This is a genomic window from Streptomyces griseosporeus (assembly GCF_014656055.1).
Taxonomy (GTDB): Bacteria; Actinomycetota; Actinomycetes; order Streptomycetales; family Streptomycetaceae; genus Streptomyces; species Streptomyces griseosporeus.
The window spans coordinates 201,371-223,267 of record NZ_BNBR01000003.1; the positions used below are offsets into that span (position 1 = coordinate 201,371).

16 protein-coding genes and 1 pseudogene are annotated in these 21,897 nt (G+C 71.6%); 7 read left to right on the top strand and 10 right to left on the bottom strand.

What is annotated here, in order from left to right; translation table 11 throughout:
* Nucleotides 1-308: 308 nt before the first annotated feature.
* The 4 genes from IE308_RS15665 (at nucleotide 309) to IE308_RS15680 (ending at nucleotide 5,227) form a co-directional block, all read left to right on the top strand.
* Nucleotides 309-3,569 carry a sensor histidine kinase gene (locus IE308_RS15665; protein WP_190218435.1) on the top strand — a complete coding sequence of 1,087 codons (3,261 nt, stop codon included), beginning with the start codon at nucleotides 309-311 and terminating at the stop codon, nucleotides 3,567-3,569.
* Between the two features lie 10 nt (nucleotides 3,570-3,579).
* Nucleotides 3,580-3,993 (top strand): roadblock/LC7 domain-containing protein, encoded by a 414-nt coding sequence (locus tag IE308_RS15670; RefSeq protein WP_004983065.1) that lies wholly within the window; start codon nucleotides 3,580-3,582, stop codon nucleotides 3,991-3,993.
* A 99-nt stretch (nucleotides 3,994-4,092) separates the two neighbouring features.
* A complete protein-coding gene (locus tag IE308_RS15675) occupies nucleotides 4,093-4,665 on the top strand; it encodes a DUF742 domain-containing protein (protein WP_190218436.1) in 573 nt (190 codons plus the stop codon).
* Nucleotides 4,646-5,227 (top strand): GTP-binding protein, encoded by a 582-nt coding sequence (locus IE308_RS15680; RefSeq protein WP_110630992.1) that lies wholly within the window; start codon nucleotides 4,646-4,648, stop codon nucleotides 5,225-5,227. The genes IE308_RS15675 and IE308_RS15680 overlap by 20 nt, the downstream gene beginning before the upstream one ends.
* 137 nt (nucleotides 5,228-5,364) lie before the next feature.
* Here IE308_RS15680 and IE308_RS15685 read toward each other — a convergent pair whose 3' ends face one another.
* Nucleotides 5,365-5,556 carry an acyl-CoA carboxylase subunit epsilon gene (locus IE308_RS15685; protein ID WP_110630988.1) on the bottom strand — a complete coding sequence of 64 codons (192 nt, stop codon included), beginning with the start codon at nucleotides 5,554-5,556 and terminating at the stop codon, nucleotides 5,365-5,367.
* A gap of 35 nt (nucleotides 5,557-5,591) precedes the next feature.
* Complete coding sequence (locus IE308_RS15690; RefSeq protein ID WP_110630986.1) at nucleotides 5,592-7,187, bottom strand: acyl-CoA carboxylase subunit beta; 1,596 nt, start codon at nucleotides 7,185-7,187, stop codon at nucleotides 5,592-5,594.
* A gap of 356 nt (nucleotides 7,188-7,543) precedes the next feature.
* Here IE308_RS15690 and IE308_RS15695 point away from each other — a divergent pair, with 356 nt between their 5' ends.
* A complete protein-coding gene (locus IE308_RS15695) occupies nucleotides 7,544-8,164 on the top strand; it encodes a YceI family protein (protein ID WP_190218437.1) in 621 nt (206 codons plus the stop codon).
* Nucleotides 8,165-8,242: 78 nt separating this feature from the next.
* On the opposite strand, the gene IE308_RS15700 is transcribed toward IE308_RS15695, so the two are convergent.
* A complete protein-coding gene (locus tag IE308_RS15700; protein ID WP_190218438.1) occupies nucleotides 8,243-9,607 on the bottom strand; it encodes a hypothetical protein in 1,365 nt (454 codons plus the stop codon).
* A 42-nt stretch (nucleotides 9,608-9,649) separates the two neighbouring features.
* Nucleotides 9,650-12,666: pseudogene (locus IE308_RS15705) on the bottom strand (glycoside hydrolase family 3 protein).
* A 116-nt stretch (nucleotides 12,667-12,782) separates the two neighbouring features.
* Here IE308_RS15705 and IE308_RS15710 point away from each other — a divergent pair.
* On the top strand, nucleotides 12,783-14,651 hold the full coding sequence (locus IE308_RS15710; RefSeq protein ID WP_190218439.1) for a ricin-type beta-trefoil lectin domain protein: 1,869 nt from the start codon (nucleotides 12,783-12,785) through the stop codon (nucleotides 14,649-14,651).
* 64 nt (nucleotides 14,652-14,715) lie between these two features.
* Nucleotides 14,716-15,390 (top strand): SLATT domain-containing protein, encoded by a 675-nt coding sequence (locus tag IE308_RS15715; protein ID WP_190218440.1) that lies wholly within the window; start codon nucleotides 14,716-14,718, stop codon nucleotides 15,388-15,390.
* Between the two features lie 25 nt (nucleotides 15,391-15,415).
* Here the strand turns inward: IE308_RS15715 and cimA are convergent, their stop codons facing one another.
* The 6 genes from cimA to ureA form a co-directional block, all read right to left on the bottom strand.
* Nucleotides 15,416-17,035, bottom strand: a complete 1,620-nt coding sequence (gene cimA, locus IE308_RS15720; RefSeq protein ID WP_190218441.1) for a citramalate synthase — start codon at nucleotides 17,033-17,035, stop codon at nucleotides 15,416-15,418.
* Nucleotides 17,036-17,348: 313 nt separating this feature from the next.
* Complete coding sequence (locus tag IE308_RS15725; protein WP_229908936.1) at nucleotides 17,349-17,894, bottom strand: TetR/AcrR family transcriptional regulator; 546 nt, start codon at nucleotides 17,892-17,894, stop codon at nucleotides 17,349-17,351.
* Nucleotides 17,895-17,947: 53 nt separating this feature from the next.
* Nucleotides 17,948-18,427 (bottom strand): hypothetical protein, encoded by a 480-nt coding sequence (locus IE308_RS15730; protein ID WP_190218443.1) that lies wholly within the window; start codon nucleotides 18,425-18,427, stop codon nucleotides 17,948-17,950.
* A 23-nt stretch (nucleotides 18,428-18,450) separates the two neighbouring features.
* Nucleotides 18,451-19,479 (bottom strand): agmatine deiminase family protein, encoded by a 1,029-nt coding sequence (locus IE308_RS15735; protein WP_190218444.1) that lies wholly within the window; start codon nucleotides 19,477-19,479, stop codon nucleotides 18,451-18,453.
* An 8-nt stretch (nucleotides 19,480-19,487) separates the two neighbouring features.
* Nucleotides 19,488-21,200, bottom strand: a complete 1,713-nt coding sequence (locus tag IE308_RS15740) for an urease subunit alpha (protein ID WP_190218445.1) — start codon at nucleotides 21,198-21,200, stop codon at nucleotides 19,488-19,490.
* Entirely contained in the window at nucleotides 21,197-21,892 is a 696-nt protein-coding gene (gene ureA / locus IE308_RS15745; protein ID WP_190218446.1) for an urease subunit gamma, read from the bottom strand. Before ureA ends, IE308_RS15740 begins: the two co-directional genes overlap by 4 nt.
* Nucleotides 21,893-21,897 lie beyond the last annotated feature (5 nt).

The following is a 21,897-nucleotide window of genomic DNA, read 5'->3' on the forward strand; positions in this document are numbered from 1 at the left end:
GCCTTTGACACGGTCGGCTCCGGTGTTCATAACAGTTCGGCAGAGGAAATGTGCAGGTCCGCCACGCGTCGCTGTCGTCCGGTCTCGCTGTGCGCACAAACGCCCCGTCTTTTGACGGGGCTCGTTCTTTATGACCGTTTTATCTGGGGCTTACATCGCACGGAACCAGGCCTGCGCAGTGTTTGGAAGAGCGCAGGTCGACGTGCTGGAATGCCTGAACTGCCCAATAGTCAATGACGTACTACTGACCGGGCTCTGAGACACTGCGGCACGACGTTGGTGCCGACCGCCGAGAGGTTGTTGGTCGAGTGAGGCGAAGCAAGAACAGTCCCGAGCCGGCGGCGCGGGGCAACTTCACCCCGCCGCCGCGCGGAGCGGCGCCCGCCCCTGTCCCCGGCTCGGACCAGGCGCCCGCGCCCACGCCGAGCGGGGGCCGCCTCTCGCCGCGCAACTGGCGGGTGCCCACCCGCCTGAACGCGATCCTGCTCATACCCGTGCTGGTCGGCCTCGTCATGGGCGGCTTCCAGGTGAAGAGCTCGATCGACACCTGGCAGGAGGCCGAGGACGCCGAGAACGTCGCCCTCCTCGTCCGTGCCGCCGAGAACTACGGCAACGCCCTGCTCGACGAGCGCGACCTCACCGCGCCCGACCTGCTCCGCGGCAAGGGCACCACCGAGACCGTCAAGAACCTGCGCGCGGCAACCGACACGGCCAAGAACGCCTTCGACGAGGCGGCCGGGAACATGCCGCACACGGCGGCACTGGACCGCCGTATGCAGCTCTTCCGCTCCAACGAGTCCAAGCTGCAGACGCTGCGGGCCGCGGCCTACGGCAAGGCCATGGACCCGGTGAAGACCGAAGAGGGCTACGTCGCCGTCCAGCACTCCCTGATGGAGTTCGCCAACGAGCTCGGCCTCGGCACCGGCAACATCACCTCCTACGGCCGTACCGTCTACGCCGTCTCGCTGGCCAAGGCCGCCACCTCGCTCCAGCGCTCCATCGGCGTGCACATGCTGATCCGGCCCAGCACCAAGGAGGCGGTCGTCCGCCAGCAGAGCGTGTCGCTGGTGTCGTACCGCTACCTGGAGGGCATCGCCGTCAACGAGTTCGTCTCGGGCGGCACCGAGGCCGACGTCGACCGGCTCGACGAGGTCATGGCCGGTCAGCGCAAGAAGATCGGCGACAAGGGCACCGCCGTCGACGCCGGTGACAGCTCCTCCACGCAGGGCGGCGCCTACACCGCCATGCCGGCCGCCGACGCCATGCTCCAGGGCATAGCCGCGGGCACCTTCACCCCCGAGGAACTGGCCGCCAAGGGCGTCACCGAGAAGTCCTGGCTGGGCGCCTCCACCGCGAAGTACGAGGGCTACCGCGAGGTCGAGACCGAGCTGGTCAACAAGGCCGTGGCCGAGGCCCAGCAGATCGCCGACGACGCCAAGCGCGACGCGATCATCACCGGTGCCGCGGTCGTCATCGCCCTGCTCGCCGCGTTCATCCTGGCCGGCATGGTGGCCCGCCAGATGAGCCGCTCCATGCGCCAGCTGCGCAACGCCGCCTTCGGCATCGCCGAGCAGCGCCTGCCGATGCTGGTCGACCAGCTCTCCCGGACCGACCCCGGCCGGGTCGACACCCGGGTCGCGCCGATCCCGATCACCACCACGGACGAGATCGGCGAGGTCGCCCGCGCCTTCGACCAGGTCCACCGCGAGGCGGTCCGGCTCGCCTCCGAGCAGGCCCTGCTGCGGGGCAACATCAACGCGATCTTCACCAACCTGTCGCGCCGCAACCAGTCGCTGATCGAGGGCCAGCTGACCCTCATCACCGACCTGGAGAACAACGAGGCCGACCCGGACCAGCTGGAGAACCTCTTCAAGCTGGACCACCTGGCCACCCGTATGCGCCGCAACGGCGAGAACCTCCTGGTCCTCGCCGGCGAGGAGCCCGGCCGCCGCTGGGACCAGCCGGTCCCGCTGGTCGACGTGCTGCGCGCCGCCTCCTCCGAGGTGGAGCAGTACGAGCGCATCGAGCTGTCCGGCGTCCCGGAGGCCGAGATCCACGGCCGCGCCGTGACCGACCTCGTGCACCTGCTCGCCGAGCTCCTGGAGAACGCCACCACGTTCTCCTCCCCGCAGACCAAGGTCCGTGTCACCGCGACCCGCCTTCCCGACGGCCGCGTGATGATCGAGATCCACGACAAGGGCATCGGCCTCACCGCCGAGGACTTCGCGGACATCAACCACAAGCTGGCCAACCCGCCGACCGTGGACGCCGCGATCTCCCAGCGCATGGGCCTGTTCGTGGTCGGCCGGCTCTCCGACCGGCACGGCATCCGCGTCCAGCTGCGCCCCTCGGGCGAGCAGGCCGGTACGACGTCGCTGGTCATGCTGCCGGACGCGATCACGCACGGCGGCGGTGGCGAACCGGCGCTGCAGCGGGACGAGTTCACCGTCTCGCAGATGATCCCGCAGCAGAACTTCCAGGGCGAGGACTTCACCCAGGCCCCGCCGATGCGCACGGCGGCCGAACTCGGCTTCGACGACAGCCGCTACGCCGAGGTCCCCGACGACATCCGCGAGCTCGACCCGGTCGGCCGCTCCCTGATGCGCGAGGAGCGCCGCGCGGCCCTGGAGGCCCAGGCGCACCCGCACCCGGACCAGCAGGGCGGCGACAACCAGGGCTACGCCGACGACTTCTCCGCCGGCCGGCAGGGCTACGACGGGCAGCAGGCGTCGTCGTACGACCAGCAGCAGCCGTCGTACGACCAGCACACGGGCTACGACGAGCGGCAGCAGGGCGGCTACGACGAGCAGCGGCAGAACGGCTACGACCAGCCGCAGCAGCCGTCGTACGAGGACCCCTACTACGGTCAGCAGAACGGCCTGCCGCAGAACGACGGTTTCTCCTCGGGCGGCTACCCCGAACCGTCCTATGCGGAGCCGGCCCAGGAGGAGTCCGCGCCGTCACACGCCGGCGCGCAGGGCGGCTACCCGGGTCTGGAGCGGCGTTCCTACCAGGACGACTGGCCGCAGAACAACGGCTACCAGAACGGCTACCCGGACCAGTACGCTCCGGAAGCGGAATCCACGCAGGCCGCTGACGCGAGTGAGCAGGACCGCGTAGGCTTCGACCGTCCGGGACCGGCCACTTCCGCCGTCCACGAGCTGACCGACGCCGGGCTGCCCCGCCGCGGATCCTTCGCGAGCGGTACGAACGGCGACGCACGGCACGTGCAGCAGGAGACGCCGGCCTCCGCTCCGGAGAACAACGGCGACAATGGCAGCTGGCGGTCGGCGAACGACGAGCGCTGGCAGCAGGCCTCGCAGCTCCGGAAGCCCAAGGCAGGCGGGGTCACCGCCTCCGGTCTGCCGAGGCGGGTACCCAAGGCCAACCTGGTCGAGGGTTCCGCCGAAGCCACCCCCCAGGGAGGCCCACAGGTCTCCCGCGCCCCGGAGGACGTCCGGGGCAGGCTGAGCAACCTGCGTCGAGGCGTCCAGCGCGGACGCAACGCAGGCAGTGAAACGAACGGCCAGGGCTTCGGTCCTGACAGCACCTACAACCAGGAGCGTTAGTGTGAGCCCGATGAGCCAGGCGGCACAGAACCTGAACTGGTTGATCACCAACTTCGTGGACAACACCCCGGGGGTGTCCCACACGGTGGTGGTCTCCGCCGACGGACTCCTTCTGGCGATGTCCGAAGGCTTCCCGCGCGACCGAGCCGACCAGCTGGCGGCCGTCGCCTCCGGTCTGACCTCGCTGACCGCCGGCGCCTCTCGGATCTTCGAGGGCGGCAGCGTGAACCAGACGGTTGTGGAGATGGAGCGGGGATTCCTCTTCATCATGTCCATCTCCGACGGTTCCTCGCTTGCGGTTCTCGCACACCCGGAGGCGGACATCGGTCTCATTGGGTACGAGATGGCCCTTCTGGTCGACCGGGCCGGTACGGTCCTGACGCCGGACCTGCGAGCGGAGCTCCAGGGGAGCCTTCTCAACTAAAGGACGGACGGTGCGTATTGACGTCCCGGCACCGTAAGGTTTCGGGACGCGGCTTCCACGGTGTTGGACGCCTGGCACCATCGGAGGAGGAGAAGAGAAGTGGCAACACCCCCAGGTGGTTCGCATTCCGGCAACTGGTCGTACGGGCCTGCCCAGGGCCCGAACGACGGTTCGGCGAACCCGTACGGCTTCCCCTCCGCACCCGGTCACCGGCAGCCGTACGCGCCCCAGGGCCCTGGCCCGTCGCCGTACGACCAGCCGCCGGCGCCGCGTATCCAGCCCGTGCAGCCGCAGCGCCGCACCCCCGAGCCGGCGCCCGCCGGGGCGTCCAACAACCCGTTGGTGCGTCCGTACGCCATGACCGGCGGCCGGACGCGCCCGCGCTACCAGCTCGCCATCGAGGCGCTGGTGCACACCACCGCTGCTCCGCACCAGATGCACGGCCAGCTGCCCGAGCATCAGCGGATCTGCAACCTGTGCCGCGAGATCAAGTCGGTGGCCGAGATCTCGGCCCTGCTGACGATCCCGCTCGGCGTGGCCAGGATCCTCGTCGCCGACTTGGCGGAGGCGGGCCTGGTCGCCATCCATCAGCCCGGCGGCGACGAGAACGCCGGCGGCCAGCCAGACGTGACACTGCTCGAAAGGGTGCTCAGTGGACTTCGCAAGCTCTAGCGGCGGTCCTTCCCGCTCCACCACCTCCGCGAAGATCGTGGTGGCGGGCGGCTTCGGCGTGGGCAAGACCACGTTCGTCGGCGCCGTCTCGGAGATCAACCCGCTGCGCACAGAGGCCGTCATGACGTCCGCTTCGGCCGGCATCGACGACCTCACCCACACCGGGGACAAGACGACCACCACGGTCGCCATGGACTTCGGCCGCATCACGCTCGACCAGGACCTCATCCTCTACCTGTTCGGCACCCCCGGACAGGACCGCTTCTGGTTCATGTGGGACGACCTGGTCCGCGGCGCGATCGGCGCGGTGGTCCTCGTCGACACGCGGAGGCTCGCCGACTGCTTCCCCGCCGTCGACTACTTCGAGAACAGCGGCCTGCCCTTCGTCATCGCCCTCAACGGCTTCGACGGACAGCAGCCCTACGCGCCGGAAGAGGTGCGGGAGGCCCTGCAGATCGGCCCCGACACCCCCATCATCACGACGGACGCCCGCCACCGCGCGGACGCCAAGTCGACACTGATCACGCTGGTCGAGCACGCCCTGATGGCTCGACTGCGCTAGACGGTCGCTGAGCCGCCGCGGACGGTGCCCCACCGTCCGCGGCGGCTTTTTGCGTGTGGCCGCACGTCCCCGTGCCCTGGCAGCACGACGAAGGGCCCCTCTCCTGCGAGAGGGGCCCTTCGTCGTGTGCGGGAGGCTCAGCGCCAGCTGTGCGGGGCCCGGAAGCCGCCCTCGCGTTCCAGGCGGCGCCAGCCCGCGCGGGGGCGGCGGTGGGACGGGGTGGTGTCCGTGGGGCGGGATGCCGCGCGGGCCAGGAGGATGGCCGTCAGGGCGGCGACCTCCTCGGGCTCGGCGTGGCCCTTCTCGACGCGGATGTCGGGAGTGTTCATGGCTGTCAGTCTCCGGGAGTCAGATGTCCGCGGGGTTACTGCGGAGGGTTGCCGTGCTTGCGGGAGGGCAGGTCGGCGTGCTTGGTCTGGAGCATGGACAGGGAGCGGACGAGGACCTCGCGGGTCTCGGCGGGGTCGATGACGTCGTCGACCAGGCCGCGCTCGGCCGCGTAGTACGGGTGCATCAGCTCGGACTTGTACTCCTTGACCATGCGGGCCCGCATGGCCTCGGGGTCGTCGGCCTCGGCGATCTGGCGGCGGAAGATGACGTTGGCGGCGCCCTCGGCGCCCATCACGGCGATCTCGTTCGTCGGCCAGGCGTAGGTGAGGTCGGCGCCGATGGACTGGCTGTCCATGACGATGTAGGCACCGCCGTAGGCCTTGCGCAGGATCAGCGAGATCCGCGGGACCGTGGCGTTGCAGTAGGCGTAGAGCAGCTTCGCGCCGTGCCGGATGATGCCGCCGTGCTCCTGGTCGACGCCCGGCAGGAAGCCCGGGACGTCGAGGAAGGTGACGATCGGGATGTTGAAGGCGTCGCACATCTGGACGAAGCGCGCGGCCTTCTCGCTGGCCTCGATGTCGAGGACGCCGGCCAGGACCTGGGGCTGGTTGGCGATGATGCCGACCACCTGGCCGTCCAGGCGGGCCAGCGCGCAGATGATGTTCCGCGCCCAGCGCTCGTGGACCTCCAGGTACTCGCCGTCGTCGACGATCTCCTCGATGACCTTGGTCATGTCGTACGGCCGGTTGCCGTCGGCCGGGACCAGGTCGAGCAGGACGTCGGAGCGGCGGTCGACGGGGTCGCTGGACTCCACCCGCGGCGGGTTCTCCCGGTTGTTCTGCGGGAGGAGCGAGAGGAGGTAGCGCACCTCGGCGAGGCAGGTCTCCTCGTCGTCGTAGGCGAAGTGGCAGACGCCCGAGGTCTCGGCGTGCACGTCCGCGCCGCCGAGGCCGTTCTGGGTGATCTCCTCGCCCGTGACCGCCTTGACGACGTCGGGGCCGGTGATGAACATCTGCGAGGTCTCGCGGACCATGAAGACGAAGTCCGTCAGGGCGGGGCTGTAGGCCGCGCCGCCCGCGCACGGGCCCAGCATGACGCTGATCTGCGGGATCACGCCGGAGGCCTTGGTGTTGCGCTGGAAGATGCCGCCGTAGCCGGCGAGCGCGGAGACGCCCTCCTGGATACGGGCGCCGGCGCCGTCGTTCAGCGACACCAGCGGCGCACCCGCCGCGATGGCCATGTCCATGATCTTGTGGATCTTGGTGGCGTGGGCCTCGCCCAGCGCGCCGCCGAAGATGCGGAAGTCATGGGCGTAGACGAAGACCGTGCGGCCCTCCACCGTGCCCCAGCCGGTGATGACACCGTCGGTGTACGGCTTCTTGGCCTCCAGGCCGAACCCGGTCGCCCGGTGCCGGCGCAGCTGCTCGACCTCCCGGAAGGAGCCCGGGTCCAGGAGCAGCTCGATGCGCTCCCGTGCGGTCAGCTTGCCCTTCGCGTGCTGCGCCTGGGTCGCCTTCTCGCTCGGGCCGGCCAGCGCCTGCGCACGGATCCCGTGCAGCTCGGCTACCCGCCCGCGCGCGTCCGTCGGCTCACCGGTCGGCTCACCCGTCGTCTCTTCCAAAACGGTCATGTAGCGACCTTACGAAGCCCGCCAAGGAAAGCGAGCCGTCGACTCCGTACAGTCTCGGGCGCGTTTTCCTGGTACCCCTGAACAGAACCGTGGAGGAGTGCAGGCTTTCCGACTGCTCAGGGGGCCTCTGCGTTGTAGGGGTTCCACAAAGAGGGACTGGATCGGATTCCCGATCCGGATGCCATCACTGGAGTGACGGCCGTCAGGCGGCGGACTCCGTTCGAGCGTATCGGTGGCGGAGCGAGGGCCGACACGCGACCCTGGAGGTTGAAAGTTGAACGGAATAGGTCTACCGTCGAGAGCGTTCACCTAGTTGAACATTCAACAAGCCGCCTCCCGTCCCCAAGGAGCACCTCATGGGCATCTTCGGCCGCAAGACCACCGAGACCACCGAGTCCGCCGCCACCGCCGTCGCGACGGCCGCCGTCAACCCGGAGCTGGCCGCCCTGACCGGCGACTACACGATCGACCCGGCCCACTCCACGCTCGGCTTCGTCGCCCGGCACGCGATGGTGACCAACGTCAAGGGCAAGTTCCTCGACTTCAGCGGTGAGCTGCACCTGGACGGCGCCGACCCGTCCCGCTCGACGGCCTCCCTCGACATCAAGATGGACAGCATCGACACCGGCTCCGCCGACCGTGACGGCCACCTGAAGAGCGCGGACTTCTTCCGGACGGACGAGTTCCCGACGATGACCTTCCGCTCGACCGCCGCGGAGGCGCTGGGCGGCGACGACTACCGGATCACCGGCGACCTGACGATCCTCGGCACCACCCGGCCGATCACCATCGACCTGGAGTTCAACGGCGCCGCGAAGGACCCGTTCGGCAACGAGCGCGTCGGCTTCGAGGGCAAGGCGGAGATCCTGCGCTCGGAGTGGGGCCTGACCTGGAACGCCGCGCTGGAGACGGGCGGCGTGCTGGTCTCCGACAAGATCAAGCTGAACTTCGACATCTCGGCGATCCGCCAGGCGTGAGCCGAACGGCGGAGCACGGCCGCCGACAGAGCACGGGCACAGCCACCGGCCGACCAGCGGCCGGTGGCTGCCGTGCTGTCAGAAGCCTCCGCCGAAGTCCCCTCCCCCGCCGCCGCCGTCGAAGCCGCCGCCCCCGTCGAAGCCACCGCCGAAGTCGCCGAAGTCGCCCGTGTCGAAGTCGGCGCCGGAGACGTCACCGCCCTCGTAGCCGCCGCCGAAGTCGCCGTAACCGGTGCCGTAGTCGGCCGCGTAGGACGGGCCGGCCATCATGCCGCCGAGCATCGTGCCGATGAGCAGGCCCGGCAGGATGCCGCCGCCGAAGTAACCGCCGGCCCAGGGGCCGTAGGCGGGACCGGCGTCCCAGTAGGGGCGGCGGCCGTAGTCGGTGTCGACCTCGCGGACCATCGGGTCGAGGCCGTCGGCGAGACGGGTCCGGTCGGCGGCGCAGACCGGCACCTCGCGGGGGGCGCCGCCGGGCAGGGTCCACTCTGCGTCGGCGACCGAGGGGCCGTGGCGCGGGTCGAAGAAGCAGGGCGGGCGGCGCTCGGGCAGCGGGCGGCCCTCGCGGCGGGCGGCGAGGGAGGCGAGCGAGAAGCGGCCGTCCTCCACGGACTGGGTGACGGCCCTGACGTCCTCGGGGCGCCGGGCGGCCGCCATGAGCGACTTGGCCTGTTCGTAGGCGTCGAGGGCGCGTTCGTAGTCGGCGCGCATCGCGTCGTCGGCGCCGGGTTCGGCCGGGTGGAAGTCCAGGCGGTCCAGTTCCTCGCCGAAGGCGGTGATGTCCTCGTCGACGACCACCCTCAGCCGCTCCAGCGCGGCCCGCTGCTCCTCCTCGCGGCGGCGCCGGTTGCGCCGGACGAGGGCGTACGCGCCCGCGCCGCCCGCGCCGAGCACGGCGACCGTGGTGACCAGCGCGGTGGTGGACACCCCGCCGGTGTCGGTGGAGCCCCAGCTCGCCGGTGCCGAGCCGCCCATGTTGGCCAGGGCCCGGTCGGTGAAGTCGTTCAGCTGGCTCTTGGCGTCGGAGGCGCCCTGCACGCTGCCGACCAGGTTCTGCACGGCCGCGTGGGGCAGGACGGAGGAGTCGGCGCGGGCGTCGAAGCGGTCGCCGAGGCGGACGGCGTACAGGCCGGTGATGCCGGTGGCCGTCCGCAGGTTGGTGAAGAGCTTGTCGGTGGGGTAACCGGCCGGGAGGACGGCGACGAAGAGCGGTTTGTCGGCGCCTTCGATCTTCTTGGCCAGGGCGTCCGCGTCGGCGGCCGACAGCTGGTCGGAGGCGGCCGGGTCGACGTAGACGGGGTTCTCGCGCAGGGCTGCCGCGACGGTGGAAAGGCTGGTGTCCGCCGCGGCGGGCGGCGCCCCCGCCGACAGCAGGGCGAGGGCGCTCAGCAGGGCGGCCAGCAGCGCTGCCGGGAGGCTTCGGGTCCGTATCACGGCCTTCATGGTTCGAACCTACCCGAAGCCTCCCAAAACTACCTCGACGGTTCAGGCCGCCCGGTAGGCCTCGGTCAGCCGCTCCAGCGCCTTCCCGTAGTGCCCGGTCAGCAGCAGGTGGTCGGCCTCGGCGAACGGCGCGGCCACCGCCGCCGTCATCGTGGCGCCCGCCTTCTGCTGGACGATCAGCCGGGCCTCGGTGACCAGCGTGCGGCCCGCCTCCCGTGCGCCGGAGCGCTCGGCGGCCCGGGCGGCGGCACCGAGGGCCTTGAGGGTGTGCTCCCCGCCGGCGGGCACGCGGGTGAGGGTGGTCAGGCCCCAGCCGTAGGGGAACTGCGGGTCGTACGCCGTGTCGCCCACGTTGATCGGCAGCTGTGCCACCGACCGCGGCCAGGTCACCGGCAGCTGCCCGGTGAAGGGCCGCTTGCCGTAGAGGACGTCGGCGACGCCGTCACCCTCGGTTCCCGGCAGCCAGGAGGCGACCAGGGCGTCGATCGCGCCGAGCCGGTCGCCGATCAGCTGGGGCCGGCCGGAGACGATCAGCACCGCGCACTTCATCGCGGCGCACACCCTGTCGACGGCGGCCTGGTCGGCGGCGGACAGCTCCAGGTCGTGGCCGTTGCCGACGTCGCCGACGCCTTCCGCGTAGGGGGTCTCGCCGACGACGACCACACCGACGTCGTAGCCGGAGGTGGGCGCGGAGGCGTCCTTGGAGTAGGTGACGTTCCCGCCCGCCTTGCGCATGGCCTGGAGGATGGTCGTGCCGGGGGTGATGTTCCCGGAGGAGCCCTGCCAGGTGACGGTCCAGCCGCCGCTCTGGTTGCCGATGTCGTCGGCGTTGGATCCGGCGACGTACACCTTCTGGGACGGCTTCAGGGGCAGCAGGCCGCCCGCGTTCTTCAGCAGGACCTGCGACTCGGCCGCGGCCTGCCGGGCCACGGCGCGGTGCGCGGCCGAGCCGATCTCCGCGGCGCCGCGGGTGTCGGCGTAGGGGTGCTCGAACAGGCCGAGGCGGAACTTCTGGGTGAGGATGCGGGAGACGGCGTCGTCGATCCGCCGCTCGCTGATCCGCCCGGCCCGCACCTCGTCGACGAGGGTCGTGCGGAAGTCCTTGTAGGCGTACGGCACCATGATCATGTCGAGGCCGGCGTTGACGGAGGTGCGCACGTCGCTCGCCCAGTCGCCGGGCAGCTGGTCGATGGCGGCCCAGTCGCTGATGACGAACCCGTCGAAGCCCATCCGGCCCTTGAGCACGCCGTTGATCATGTCGGCGCGGGCGTGCATCTTCACCGGTCCCTGCCCGTCGCCCGCGATGTCGAGCGAGGAGTACGAGGGCATGACCGAGCCGATGCCGCGGTCCACGGCGGTGGCGTACGGCGCGAGGTGGACGGCCTCCAACTGCTGCCGGGTGACCCGGGTGACGCCCTGGTCGATGGTGTAGGTGCCGGTGGTGGAGGAGCCGTAGGCGGTGCCGCCGTCGCCGACGAAGTGCTTGGCGGTGGCGAGGACCTTGTCGCTCCGGCCCAGGTCGCGTCCGTCGGCGCGGCCCTGGAGGCCCTGGATGACCGTCTCCAGCGACTGGACGAGGGCGGGGTCCTCGCCGAAGGACTCGTAGGAGCGGCCCCAGCGTTCGTCGCGGGTGACGCACAGGCAGGGCGCGAAGTCCCAGGGGACGCCGGTGGCGCGGACCTCGGCGGCGGTCACCGCGCCGGTGCGCTCGGCGAGCCGGGGGTCGCGGGTGGCGCCGATGCCGATGTTGTGCGGCATGACGGTGGCGCCGACCAGGTTGTTGTGGCCGTGCACGGCGTCGACGCCGTAGATCAGCGGGATCTGGAAGCGGGTGGCCTGCGCCCGCAGCTGGAAGCCGTCGATCATCTTCGCCCAGGCCTCGGGCGTGTTGGGCGTGGGCGTGGAGCCGCCGCCGGACAGCAGGGAGCCGAGGGCGTAGGCGGCGATGTCGCCGGGCGCGGTGAGCGCGCCGCGCTCGGCCTGGGTCATCTGGCCGGCCTTCTCCTCCAGCGACATGCGCGAGAGCAGGTCGGCGACCCGCCGCTGCACGGGCAACTTGGTGTTCAGGTACGGCAGTCCGTGCGCGTCGACGACGATCTGCGGGGTCTCGGCGGGGGCCTTGGCGCCGGTGACGGTGAGGTTCAGCGGGATCGTCTCGGCGGCCTCGGCGGCGCGGTCCTTGAGCGTGCGGACCCGGACGACGCGGGAGGTGCCGGAGGCGGTGCCGGCGGGGAAGGTGAACTCCCCTTCGGCGGGGACGTAGTCGCCGGTGCCGGCGCTGCCGCCGCCCGTCCGGTAGGTCACCGTCACGGGTTCGTCGAGCGGCCGTGAGCCGGTGGTGGCGACGGTGAGCCGGACGGTGGCGGTGCCGCCCTCCTCGACGGGGTGGACGGCCGCGTCGGTGGTGACGGAGGCCCGCAGGGACTGGTCGGCCGTGCCGTACAGCTCGACCCCGTCCATGGCGAACCGGCCCTTGGTGCCGGCCGGGAGGGTGAGCGCGTACCCCCACATGCCGGTGAGGCCCAGGACGTGGTCGATGCCGCCGACGGGCTGGTAGTCGGTGCGGTAGACGAAGTCGGTGAAGGGCAGCTCGATCTGCTTCCAGCCGCTGAAGTCGTCGGCGAAGGACGTGGTCCACAGCTCGGATGCCTCGCCGTGGGCGCCGCCGTCCTTGATCTCGAAGGCGATGGTGCGGCCGGTGTTCTGCCCCTCCCACCAGAAGCGGATGCCGCGGTGGGCGGACCAGTCGTGGGCGGGCTCGTTCGCGGCGAAGTCGTGGGTGAAGCCGCCGTAGCCGCTGATGTCGTAGTCACCGGTGAGGACCTTCTGTCCCTCGGGGGCGTCGGGCCGCTCGGCGAGGCGGAGCGCGGGCGGGTCGTCGCTGTCGCCGCCCCAGGTGAACAGGCCCTCGGCGGGCTGGGAGGCGAAGGGACCTCGCCCTCGAAGCGGTCGACGGGGACGGGGGCGGGCGCGTCGGCCGCCGGGGCGGCGCGGGCGGCGGAGACGGGGAGCAGGGCGGCGAGCAGGGCGGTGGAGACGAGCAGGGCGGTTCTTGGCATGGACCTTCCCTCGGCTGTCTGGTTCACTCGGTTCACTCAGGGCTTAGATCACGGCGTGAGTTAACTAACGGCACGCAGCTCCGTCAAGACGTACCGTCAGGAAGGTGTAGCCCCATATGAGGAGAACCCCCCGCGCAGTCCGGCTCCTGCTGGCCGGACTGCTCTCCACCGCCGGCCTGTCCGCGGCCGCCACGCCCGCGCACGCGGCGGGCGAGCAGATCACCGCCTACCTCACCACCACCGACGACGACGCCGGCCGCCATGTGGTGCGCGGCCTGCAGGCCCAGACGCCGTTCGCCTTCCAGTCCGGGACCGGAGGCGGCGGCGAGAACATCACCGTCGACGAGAACACCCGGTACCAGACCTTCACCGGCGGCGGCGCCTCCTTCACCGACACCGCGGCCTGGCTGATGAACAGCAGCGGCGCCCTGAGCCAGGCCACCCGCGACGCGACCATGCGCAAGCTGTTCTCCCCCACGGAGGGCATCGGCCTGTCCTTCCTGCGCAACCCGATGGGCGCCTCCGACCTGGCCCGCTACGGCTACACCTACGACGACGTGCCGGCCGGCCAGACGGACCCGGGCCTGGCGAAGTTCTCCATCGCGCACGACCTGGCGGACGTGGTGCCGCTGACGAAGCAGGCCCTCCAGCTCAACCCGTCCCTCACGGTGATGGCCTCCCCGTGGACGGCCCCGGCCTGGATGAAGGACAGCGGGCAGCTCAACGGCGGCTGGCTGAAGGCGGAGTACTACGGCGCCTACGCCTCGTACTTCGTGAAGTACCTCCAGGCCTACCGCGACCAGGGCGTCCCCGTCTCCTACGTCACCGCCCAGAACGAGCCGACCTGCTGCTCCGGCTACCCCTCCATGAGCTGGAACGCGAGCGGCCTGGCCTACTTCACCAAGAGCGAGCTGCTGCCGAAGCTCCAGGCGGCGGGCCTCGCGACCAAGGTGCTGGCGCACGACTGGAACTGGGACACCTACGACGCCTACGCCGCGCAGACCGTGGACGACGCGGCCGTGCGCAGCCACCCCAACTTCGGCGGCATAGCGTGGCACGGCTACGGCGGTGACGTGGGCAAGCAGACCGCGGTGCACGACCAGTACCCGCAGCTGGACGCCTTCGGCACCGAGCACTCCGGCGGCACCTGGATCGCCAACCAGCAGCGCGAGGACATGAACAACATCATCGACTACACCCGCAACTGGGCGAAGTCGGTGACGAAGTGGTCCCTCGCCGTGGACCAGAACCGGGGCCCGCACAACGGCGGGTGCGGCACCTGCAGCGGCCTGATCACCGTCCACAACGGCGACGCGGCGAGCGGCCAGGTCGACTTCACCGTCGAGTACTACACGATGGGCCACCTGACGAAGTTCGTCCGCCCGGGCGCCCAGCGCATCGCCTCCACCGCGTCCACGGCGATCCCCAACGTGGCCTGGCGCAACCCCGACGGCTCCAAGGCCCTCATCGCCTACAACGACTCGTCCTCCGCGCGCACCCTCACCCTCAACTGGGGCGCGCAGCACGCCACGTACACCCTGCCCGGCAAGACGTCGGCGACCTTCACCTGGACCGGCACCCAGTCGGGCGGCGGCGGCCGGTCGGGCGCGTTCGTCGGCCTGGCCGGCAAGTGCCTGGACGTGGCGGGCGCGTCGAACGCCAACGGCACGCCGGTGCAGCTCTACGACTGCAACGGTACGGCGGCCCAGCGGTGGACCGTGCAGGCCGACGGGTCGGTCCAGGCGCTCGGCAAGTGCCTGGACGTGACGGGCGGTTCGACGGCGGACGGGACGAAGGTGCAGCTCTACGACTGCAACGGCACCGGCGCGCAGCGCTGGTCGTACAACGCGACGACGCACGACGTGGTCAACCTCGCGGCGAACAAGTGCCTGGACGTCACGGACAACTCGTCGGCGAACGGGGCACGGGCGCAGATCTGGAGCTGCACGGGCGCCGCGAACCAGAAGTGGACCCTGTCCTCGTAGCGGGCCGGGGACTGCCCCTACGATGCACCGTACTGCCGTGGGGCGAAGGGGGCGGGAGATGGTGATGTCCAAGCGCAGAGCCGCGGACATGACGGTGTCGGAGCTGGTGGAGCTGGACCGGTCGCGGGCGCGGTCCGAGGTGCTGCTGGAGCTGTTCCGGCACGCCGAGAACGAGGTGATCACCGCGATCGGCTGGTACCTGGCCCGGCGCCGGGGCCCGGCCCGCTGGTCGCGCTCGCTGCGGGCCCTGGCCGCGCTGCTGGGCATCGCCGGGACCCTCACCCCGCTGGTGCACGCGGCCGACGCGGCGGCCGTGGCGCCGGAGTGGGGGTTCGTCTTCCTGGCGGCCGGCGCGGGCTGTGTCCTGTTCGACCGGATCTTCGGGTTCTCCGCCTCCTGGACCCGCTACATCCGCAGCGAGCTGGCGCTCCAGCAGGTCCTGAAGAAGGCGCAGGCCGACTGGGCCCAGGCGTATCTGCGCGGCACCGACGCGCCCAGCGAGAAGGAGCAGACCGCGCTGCTGGGCGTCGTCGAGCGGCTGCGGGCGGACGCCCAGCGGATCCTGGAGGAGGAGAGCAGGGCCTGGATGGGCTACCTCGCCGACGGCATCGAGGAGCTGACCCGCTCCACGACGCCCGGCGGGCAGCGGCCAGGCCCCGCGGGCGTGCTGCGGCTGGACCGGGCCGGGCGCGACCAGGGCGCCGACCCGGCGCCGAGGCCGCGCACCACGGCCCTTTAGGGCCTGTGAGCGGGGGTGCGGCCGGCTACTCCGCCGGCTGCACGCCCGCGCGCAGCAGGCCGTAGGTGTAGGCGTCCTCCAGGGCCTGCCAGGACGCGGCGATGACGTTGTCGGCGACGCCGACCGTGGACCACTCCCCCGTGCCGTCCGAGGTGGAGATGAGCACCCGGGTTGTGGACTGCGTGCCGTGCACGCCTTCCAGGATGCGGACCTTGTAGTCGACGAGGTCGAGCTTGGCGAGCTGCGGGTAGATCTTCTCCAGGGCGACGCGCAGGGCCCGGTCGAGGGCGTTGACCGGGCCGTTGCCCTCGGCGGTGGCGACGATGCGCTCGCTCTTGGCCCACAGCTTGACGGTGGCCTCGTTGGCGTGGCTGCCGTCGGGGCGGTCCTCGACGATCGCCCGCCAGGACTCGACCCGGAAGTACGTCAGCGGCCGGCCCTCGACCTCGGAGCGCAGCAGCAGTTCGAAGGAGGCGTCGGCCGCCTCGTAGGTGTAGCCCTTCAGCTCGCGTTCCTTGACGCGCTCGACGACGCGGCCGACCAGTTCGCGGTCGCCGCCGAGGTCGATGCCCAGCTCCTTGCCCTTAAGCTCGACCGAGGCCCGGCCGGCCATGTCGGACACCAGCATCCGCATGGTGTTGCCGACCAGCTCGGGGTCGATGTGCTGGTACAGGTCCGGGTCGACCTTGATCGCGGAGGCGTGCAGGCCGGCCTTGTGGGCGAAGGCGGAGACACCGACGTAGGGCTGGTGGGTGGCGGGCGTGAGGTTGACGACCTCGGCGATGGCGTGCGAGATGCGGGTCATCTCGCGCAGCCGGCCCTCGGGCAGCACCTTCTTGCCGTACTTCAGCTCCAGCGCGGCCACGACGGGGAACAGGTTGGCGTTGCCGACGCGCTCGCCGTACCCGTTGGCCGTGCACTGCACGTGGGTGGCGCCCGCGTCGACCGCGGCGAGGGTGTTGGCCACCGCGCACCCGGTGTCGTCCTGGGCGTGGATGCCGAGCCGGGCGCCGGTGTCGCTCAGCACGGTCGAGACGACGGCCTGGACCTGGGCGGGCAGCATGCCGCCGTTGGTGTCGCAGAGGATGACGACGTCGGCGCCGGCCTCGGCGGCGGTGCGGACCACTGCCTTGGCGTACTCGGGGTTGGCGCGGTAGCCGTCGAAGAAGTGCTCGCAGTCGACGAAGACGCGGCGGCCCTGCGCGCGCAGGTAGGCGACGGTGTCGCGGACCATCGCCAGGTTCTCGTCGAGGGTGGTGCGCAGCGCCAGCTCCACATGCCGGTCGTGGGACTTGGCGACCAGCGTGATGACCGGGGCGCCGGATTCCAGCAGCGCGTTGACCTGGGGGTCCTCGGCGGCGGTGGTGCCGGCGCGGCGGGTGGAGCCGAAGGCGACGAGCTGGGCGTGGCGGAAGGTGATCTCCTGCCGGGCGCGGGCGAAGAACTCGGTGTCGCGCGGGTTGGCGCCGGGCCAGCCGCCCTCGATGAAGCCCACGCCGAAGTCGTCCAGGTGCCGTGCGATCGCGAGCTTGTCGGCGACGGTGAGGTTGATCCCCTCCCGCTGCGCGCCGTCGCGCAGGGTGGTGTCGAAGACGTGGAACGAGTCGTCGAGCTCGCTGGTTGCCGGATCGGTCGTCGCGGTCATGGTCTCAAGGCTCCTGTTGTGGATCTTCGGTCTTACCGGAATAACCGGCTCCACCGTCCCCCCAATGGTCCCTCGCGCTTGTCTCCCGGCTGAAGGTGGGCCCTGGAAACAGAAAAACCCCTCGCGGGTGCGAGAGGTCTGCGCGCGGGTCGAGGACGACGGTGGCCGCCCGTACCTGGTCGTACGTGGCGGTCACTGCGGACCGGCGCGCCTGCTGCCAATAATCATGGCGAACGAGAGCACGGGGGAAGTCTGGCACACCCCGCCCCGGTGCTCACCCTCCGTCTCAGGATGCGAGCACAGAGGTGATCACTCAGGGGCCCGCGAGGAAGGTCTGCTCCACGAACTCCCGTACGTGGGCGAGGACCTGGTCCCGGTCGGTGCCGCGCAGGCCGATGGCGACGTGGATGGAGAAGCCGTCGAGCAGGGCCCTGAGCCGGGCGGCGTAGCGGTCGGGGTCCACGGGCCGGAACTCGCCGCGTGAGATGCCCTCGGCGAGCAGGGCGACGAGGTCGCGGTGCCAGGCGCCCTCGATGGCGGCCTGCCGGTCGCGGGCGTCCTCGGCGGCGTTCTGCGAGCGGTTCCACACCTCCAGCCAGAGCGTCCAGTGCGGGTCGCGGTGGCCGTCGGGGACGTACAGGTCGACGTAGGCGTCGAGGCGCTCGCGGGCGCCGCCGGGCCGGGCGAGCAGCCGGCCGCGCTCGGCCCCGAGGCGGCCCTCGCTCCACTCCAGCGTGCGCAGCAGCAGCTCGTCCTTGGAGTGGAAGTAGTACAGCAGGTGTCCGCTGCTCATCCCGACCTCCCGCCCGAGCGCGGCCATGGTGAGCTTCTCCAGACCCCGCTCGGCGATCATGTCCATGGCCGCGGCGAGGACGTCCTCGCGGGGCGGGGCGGGGGTGCGGCGCCGGGAGGTCACGGGGCGGCCTCCAGGCGGACGGCGTCCGGCAGGAGACGGGTCTCCCAGTCGCCGGTGCACTCGGAGGACTCGACGGCGGCCTCGGCGCCGCAGGGGCAGAGGCGGTTGGGGCCGCGGTAGGGGGTGGCACCGCAGCAGCCGGCGGAGCGGACCGGGTCCGGGTGGGGGGCCAGGTCCGGCACGTCGAGGGGGTGCAGGACGTACGTGCCGCGCGGCCCGTCCGCGAGCAGGAAGCCCCGCTCGTCGGAGAGCCACGGGCCGCCCGGCACGATGCCGTCGTAGTCGTCCCCCTCGTACGGCACGAAGGGCGCGCCGAACGGCAGGGGGTCGACCGCGTAGGTGCCGCGCGGGACGCTCGCCGGGCCGGGGTCGTGCGGGCCGGGGTCGTCCGGGCCGGGGCGCACGGGCATCCCGTCGAGCCGCCGGACGGGCCCGGCCAGCCGTCGGCCGCAGGCCACGCAGAGCAGTACGTTCACCCGTATGTTCTACCTGACCTCTCCTACCGCGCGGACGCCTTGGGCTGCTGCTGGGTGATGCAGTGGATGCCGCCCCCGCCCGCGAAGATCGCCCGCGCGTCCACGAGGGTGACCGTGCGGTCGGGGAACAGGCGGCGGAAGATGCCGGCCGCGATCTCGTCGTGGGGGTCGTCGAAGCCGCAGAGCACGACGCCGCCGTTGCACAGGTAGTGGTTGATGTAGGAGTAGTCGACCCAGTCGCCCTCCTCGTCGCGCAGGACGGTCGGGGCGGGGATCTCGACGACCTCCAGACGGCGGCCCTTGGCGTCGGTCTGGCCGCGCAGGATCTCCAGGTACTGCTGCGAGCGGACGTGGTCGGGGTGCGCGGGGTTCTTCTGGCTGTGCACGACGACCGTGCCGGGCCGGGCGAAGGCGGCGACGATGTCGACGTGGCCCTGGGTGCCGTACATGCCGTAGTCGCCGGTCAGGCCGTGCGGGAGCCAGATCGCCTTGGTGGTTCCGAGCCTGGCGTGGATCTCCGCCTCGACCTGCTCGCGGGTCCAGTCGGGGTTGCGGCCGGAGCCGAGCTGGACGGTGTCGGTGAGCAGGACCGTGCCCTCGCCGTCGACGTGGATCGCGCCGCCCTCGTTGACGAGGGGGCTGCTCAGCACGGGCACGCCGGCCAGGTCGGCGACATGGCGGGCGATCTTGGAGTCGTGCTCCCAGCGGGCCCAGTCCTGGGCGCCCCAGCCGTTGAACACCCAGTCCACGGCGGCGAGCCGGCCCTCCTCGTCGGTCACGAAGGTGGGGCCGATGTCCCGCATCCACGCGTCGTCCAGCTCACGCTCCACCAGGTCGATGTCCGGGCCGAGCAGCTCGCGTGCGGAGTCGCCCTGGCCGGGGCCGTGCACCATCGTCACCGGTTCGAAGCGGCGTACGGCACGGGCCACGGCGGCCCAGGCGGCGCGGGCCTCGGCCAGCTCACCGTCGGTGGTGAAGGTCGGGTTGGGACCCGGCCAGGCCATCCAGGTGCGCTCGTGCGGGGCCCACTCCGGGGGCATGCGGTAGGTCATCGGGGGTCCTAGAGGAAGTAGAGGCGGTTGAGGGAGACGGAGTCGGCCGGTTCCGAGCGCAGGGGCTCGCCGTCGAGGGTGACCAGGCCGGTGCGCTGGTCGACGTCGACCTGGCCGGTACGGGAGTTCAGCCGCAGGTCGGCCGGGCCGATACCGCGTGTGCCGCGGACGGCGACCCTGCGGCGGCGGGTCGGCATGGTGTCGTGGCCCTGGTCGAGGGCGGCCTGCGCGACGAACGCGACGGAGATCTCTGCGGGGGTGGCGCCGTGCGCGCCGAACTGCGGGCCGAGGACGAGGGGTTCGCAGGTGTCGGTGGCCGCGTTGGGGTCGCCGGTGACGCCGTACGCCGGGAAGCCGGACTTCAGCACCAGCTGCGGCTTGGCGCCGAAGTACTCCGGCCGCCACAGGACGATGTCGGCGAGTTTGCCGACCTCGATCGAGCCGACCTCGTGGGCGAGGCCGTGGGCGATGGCCGGGTTGATGGTCAGCTTGGCCATGTAGCGCAGGACGCGCTCGTTGTCGTGGCCCACGCCGGGGTCGCCGAGCTCGGCCTTCATCTTGCCGGCCATGGCGAACGTACGGCGGACCGTCTCGCCCGCGCGGCCCATGCCCTGCGCGTCGGAGGAGGTGATGCCGATCGCGCCCAGGTCGTGCAGGACGTCCTCGGCGCCCATGGTCCCGGCGCGGATGCGGTCGCGGGCCATGGCGGCGTCGCCGGGCAGGTCGGTCTTCAGGTCGTGGACCGAGACGATCATGCCGTAGTGCTCGGCGACTGCGTCCCGCCCGAAGGGGAGGGTGGGGTTGGTGGAGGAGCCGATGACGTTCGGGACGCCCGCCATCTTCAGCACGTTGGGGACGTGTCCGCCGCCGCAGCCCTCGATGTGGAAGGCGTGGATGGTGCGGCCCTCCAGCACGCGCAGGGTGTCCTCCACCGACAGGCACTCGTTCAGGCCGTCGCTGTGCAGGGCGACCTGGACGTCGTGCTCCTCGGCGACGCGCAGCGCGGTGTCCAGGGCGCGGGTGTGGGCGCCCATGTCCTCGTGCACCTTGAAGCCGGACGCGCCGCCCTCGGCCAGCGCCTCCACGAGGGGCGCCGCGTGCGAGGACGAACCCCGGCCGAGGAAGCCGATGTTGACCGGCCAGGCGTCGAAGGCGTTGAACGCGTGCCTGAGCGCCCACGGGGAGTTGACGCCGACGCCCCAGACCGGGCCGAACTCCTGCCCGATGACGGTGGTGACGCCGGAGGCGAGGGAGGCCTCCATGATCCGCGGCGACAGCAGATGGACGTGCGTGTCGACGGCGCCGGCGGTGGCGATCATGCCCTCGCCGGAGACGATCGAGGTGCCCGTGCCGACGACGACGTCGACGCCGTCGAGGGTGTCGGGGTTGCCGGCCCGGCCGATGCCGCAGATCCGGCCCTCGCGGATGCCGATGGACACCTTGCGGATGCCCTGCACGGCGTCGATCACGACGACGTTGCTGATCACGACGTCGCAGGTGTCGCGGACGGCGGCGGCCTTCAGGTGCAGTCCGTCGCGGGCGGTCTTGCCGAACCCGGCCAGGAACTCGTCGCCGTACCGCTGCGCGTCCGACTCCACCTGGATCGTCAGGCCGCTGTCGCCGAGGCGGACGCGGTCGCCGGCGCGGGGGCCGTGGGTGGCGGCGTACTCGTGGGGGGTGAGGCGGCGGGCCTCGGCGGGGTGCCCTCCGGGTCGGCTCATCGGTGGTCCTCCTCGCCGGTGACTCCGAGATATCCGCAGGCGGCGGCCCGGCGCAGCGCCTCCTGCTTCGCGCCCGGCGCGTCCAGCGGCCCGTCCACCAGCCCGGCGAAGCCGACGGCGACGCGGTCGCCGCCGATCGGCAGCAGCCCGACCTCATGGCTCTCGCCCGGCCCGAAGCGCACGGAGGAGCCGGCGGGGACGGCGAGCCGCATGCCGTAGGCCCCCTCGCGGTCGAAGTCGAGGCGCGGGTTGGCCTCGAAGAAGTGGAAGTGGGAGGTGACGGAGACCGGCACGGGCGCGGTGTTGGTGACCGTCAGCCGCACCACCGGCTCCGGGTCGGCGTGCATCGGCCCGGGCAGCAGTGCGCCCGGCGCGTCCTCGCCCAGACCCGCGCCGATCGGGTCGGAGACCACGGCGAGCCGGGAGCCGTCGTCGAAGACGGCCTCGACGTGCACCTCGGTGACGACGTCGGCGACACCGGGCAGCACGTCGTCCGGGCCGAGGACCGCGCGGGCCCGTTCGATCGCCTCGGCAAGCCGGGCGCCGTCCCGGGCGGCCTCGCAGACCGTGTCCGCGATCAGCGCCGTGGCCTCCGGGACGTTGAGCCTCAGACCGCGGGCCCGGCGGGCGCGGGCCAGCTCGGCCGCTCCGAAGAGCAGCAGCCGGTCACGCTCCGTGGGGGTCAGTCTCACGACGC

Bases quoted from the DNA above. Each gene is read 5' to 3' on its own strand.
- IE308_RS15670 (WP_004983065.1), top strand. From the start codon at position 3,580: ATGAGCCAGGCGGCACAGAACCTGAACTGGTTGATCACCAACTTCGTG.
- IE308_RS15685 (WP_110630988.1), bottom strand. From the start codon at position 5,556: ATGAACACTCCCGACATCCGCGTCGAGAAGGGCCACGCCGAGCCCGAG.
- IE308_RS15690 (WP_110630986.1), bottom strand. From the start codon at position 7,187: ATGACCGTTTTGGAAGAGACGACGGGTGAGCCGACCGGTGAGCCGACG.
- IE308_RS15695 (WP_190218437.1), top strand. From the start codon at position 7,544: ATGGGCATCTTCGGCCGCAAGACCACCGAGACCACCGAGTCCGCCGCC.
- IE308_RS15700 (WP_190218438.1), bottom strand. From the start codon at position 9,607: ATGAAGGCCGTGATACGGACCCGAAGCCTCCCGGCAGCGCTGCTGGCC.
- IE308_RS15710 (WP_190218439.1), top strand. From the start codon at position 12,783: ATGAGGAGAACCCCCCGCGCAGTCCGGCTCCTGCTGGCCGGACTGCTC.
- IE308_RS15715 (WP_190218440.1), top strand. From the start codon at position 14,716: ATGTCCAAGCGCAGAGCCGCGGACATGACGGTGTCGGAGCTGGTGGAG.
- cimA (WP_190218441.1), bottom strand. From the start codon at position 17,035: ATGACCGCGACGACCGATCCGGCAACCAGCGAGCTCGACGACTCGTTC.
- IE308_RS15725 (WP_229908936.1), bottom strand. From the start codon at position 17,894: ATGGACATGATCGCCGAGCGGGGTCTGGAGAAGCTCACCATGGCCGCG.
- IE308_RS15735 (WP_190218444.1), bottom strand. From the start codon at position 19,479: ATGACCTACCGCATGCCCCCGGAGTGGGCCCCGCACGAGCGCACCTGG.
- IE308_RS15740 (WP_190218445.1), bottom strand. From the start codon at position 21,200: ATGAGCCGACCCGGAGGGCACCCCGCCGAGGCCCGCCGCCTCACCCCC.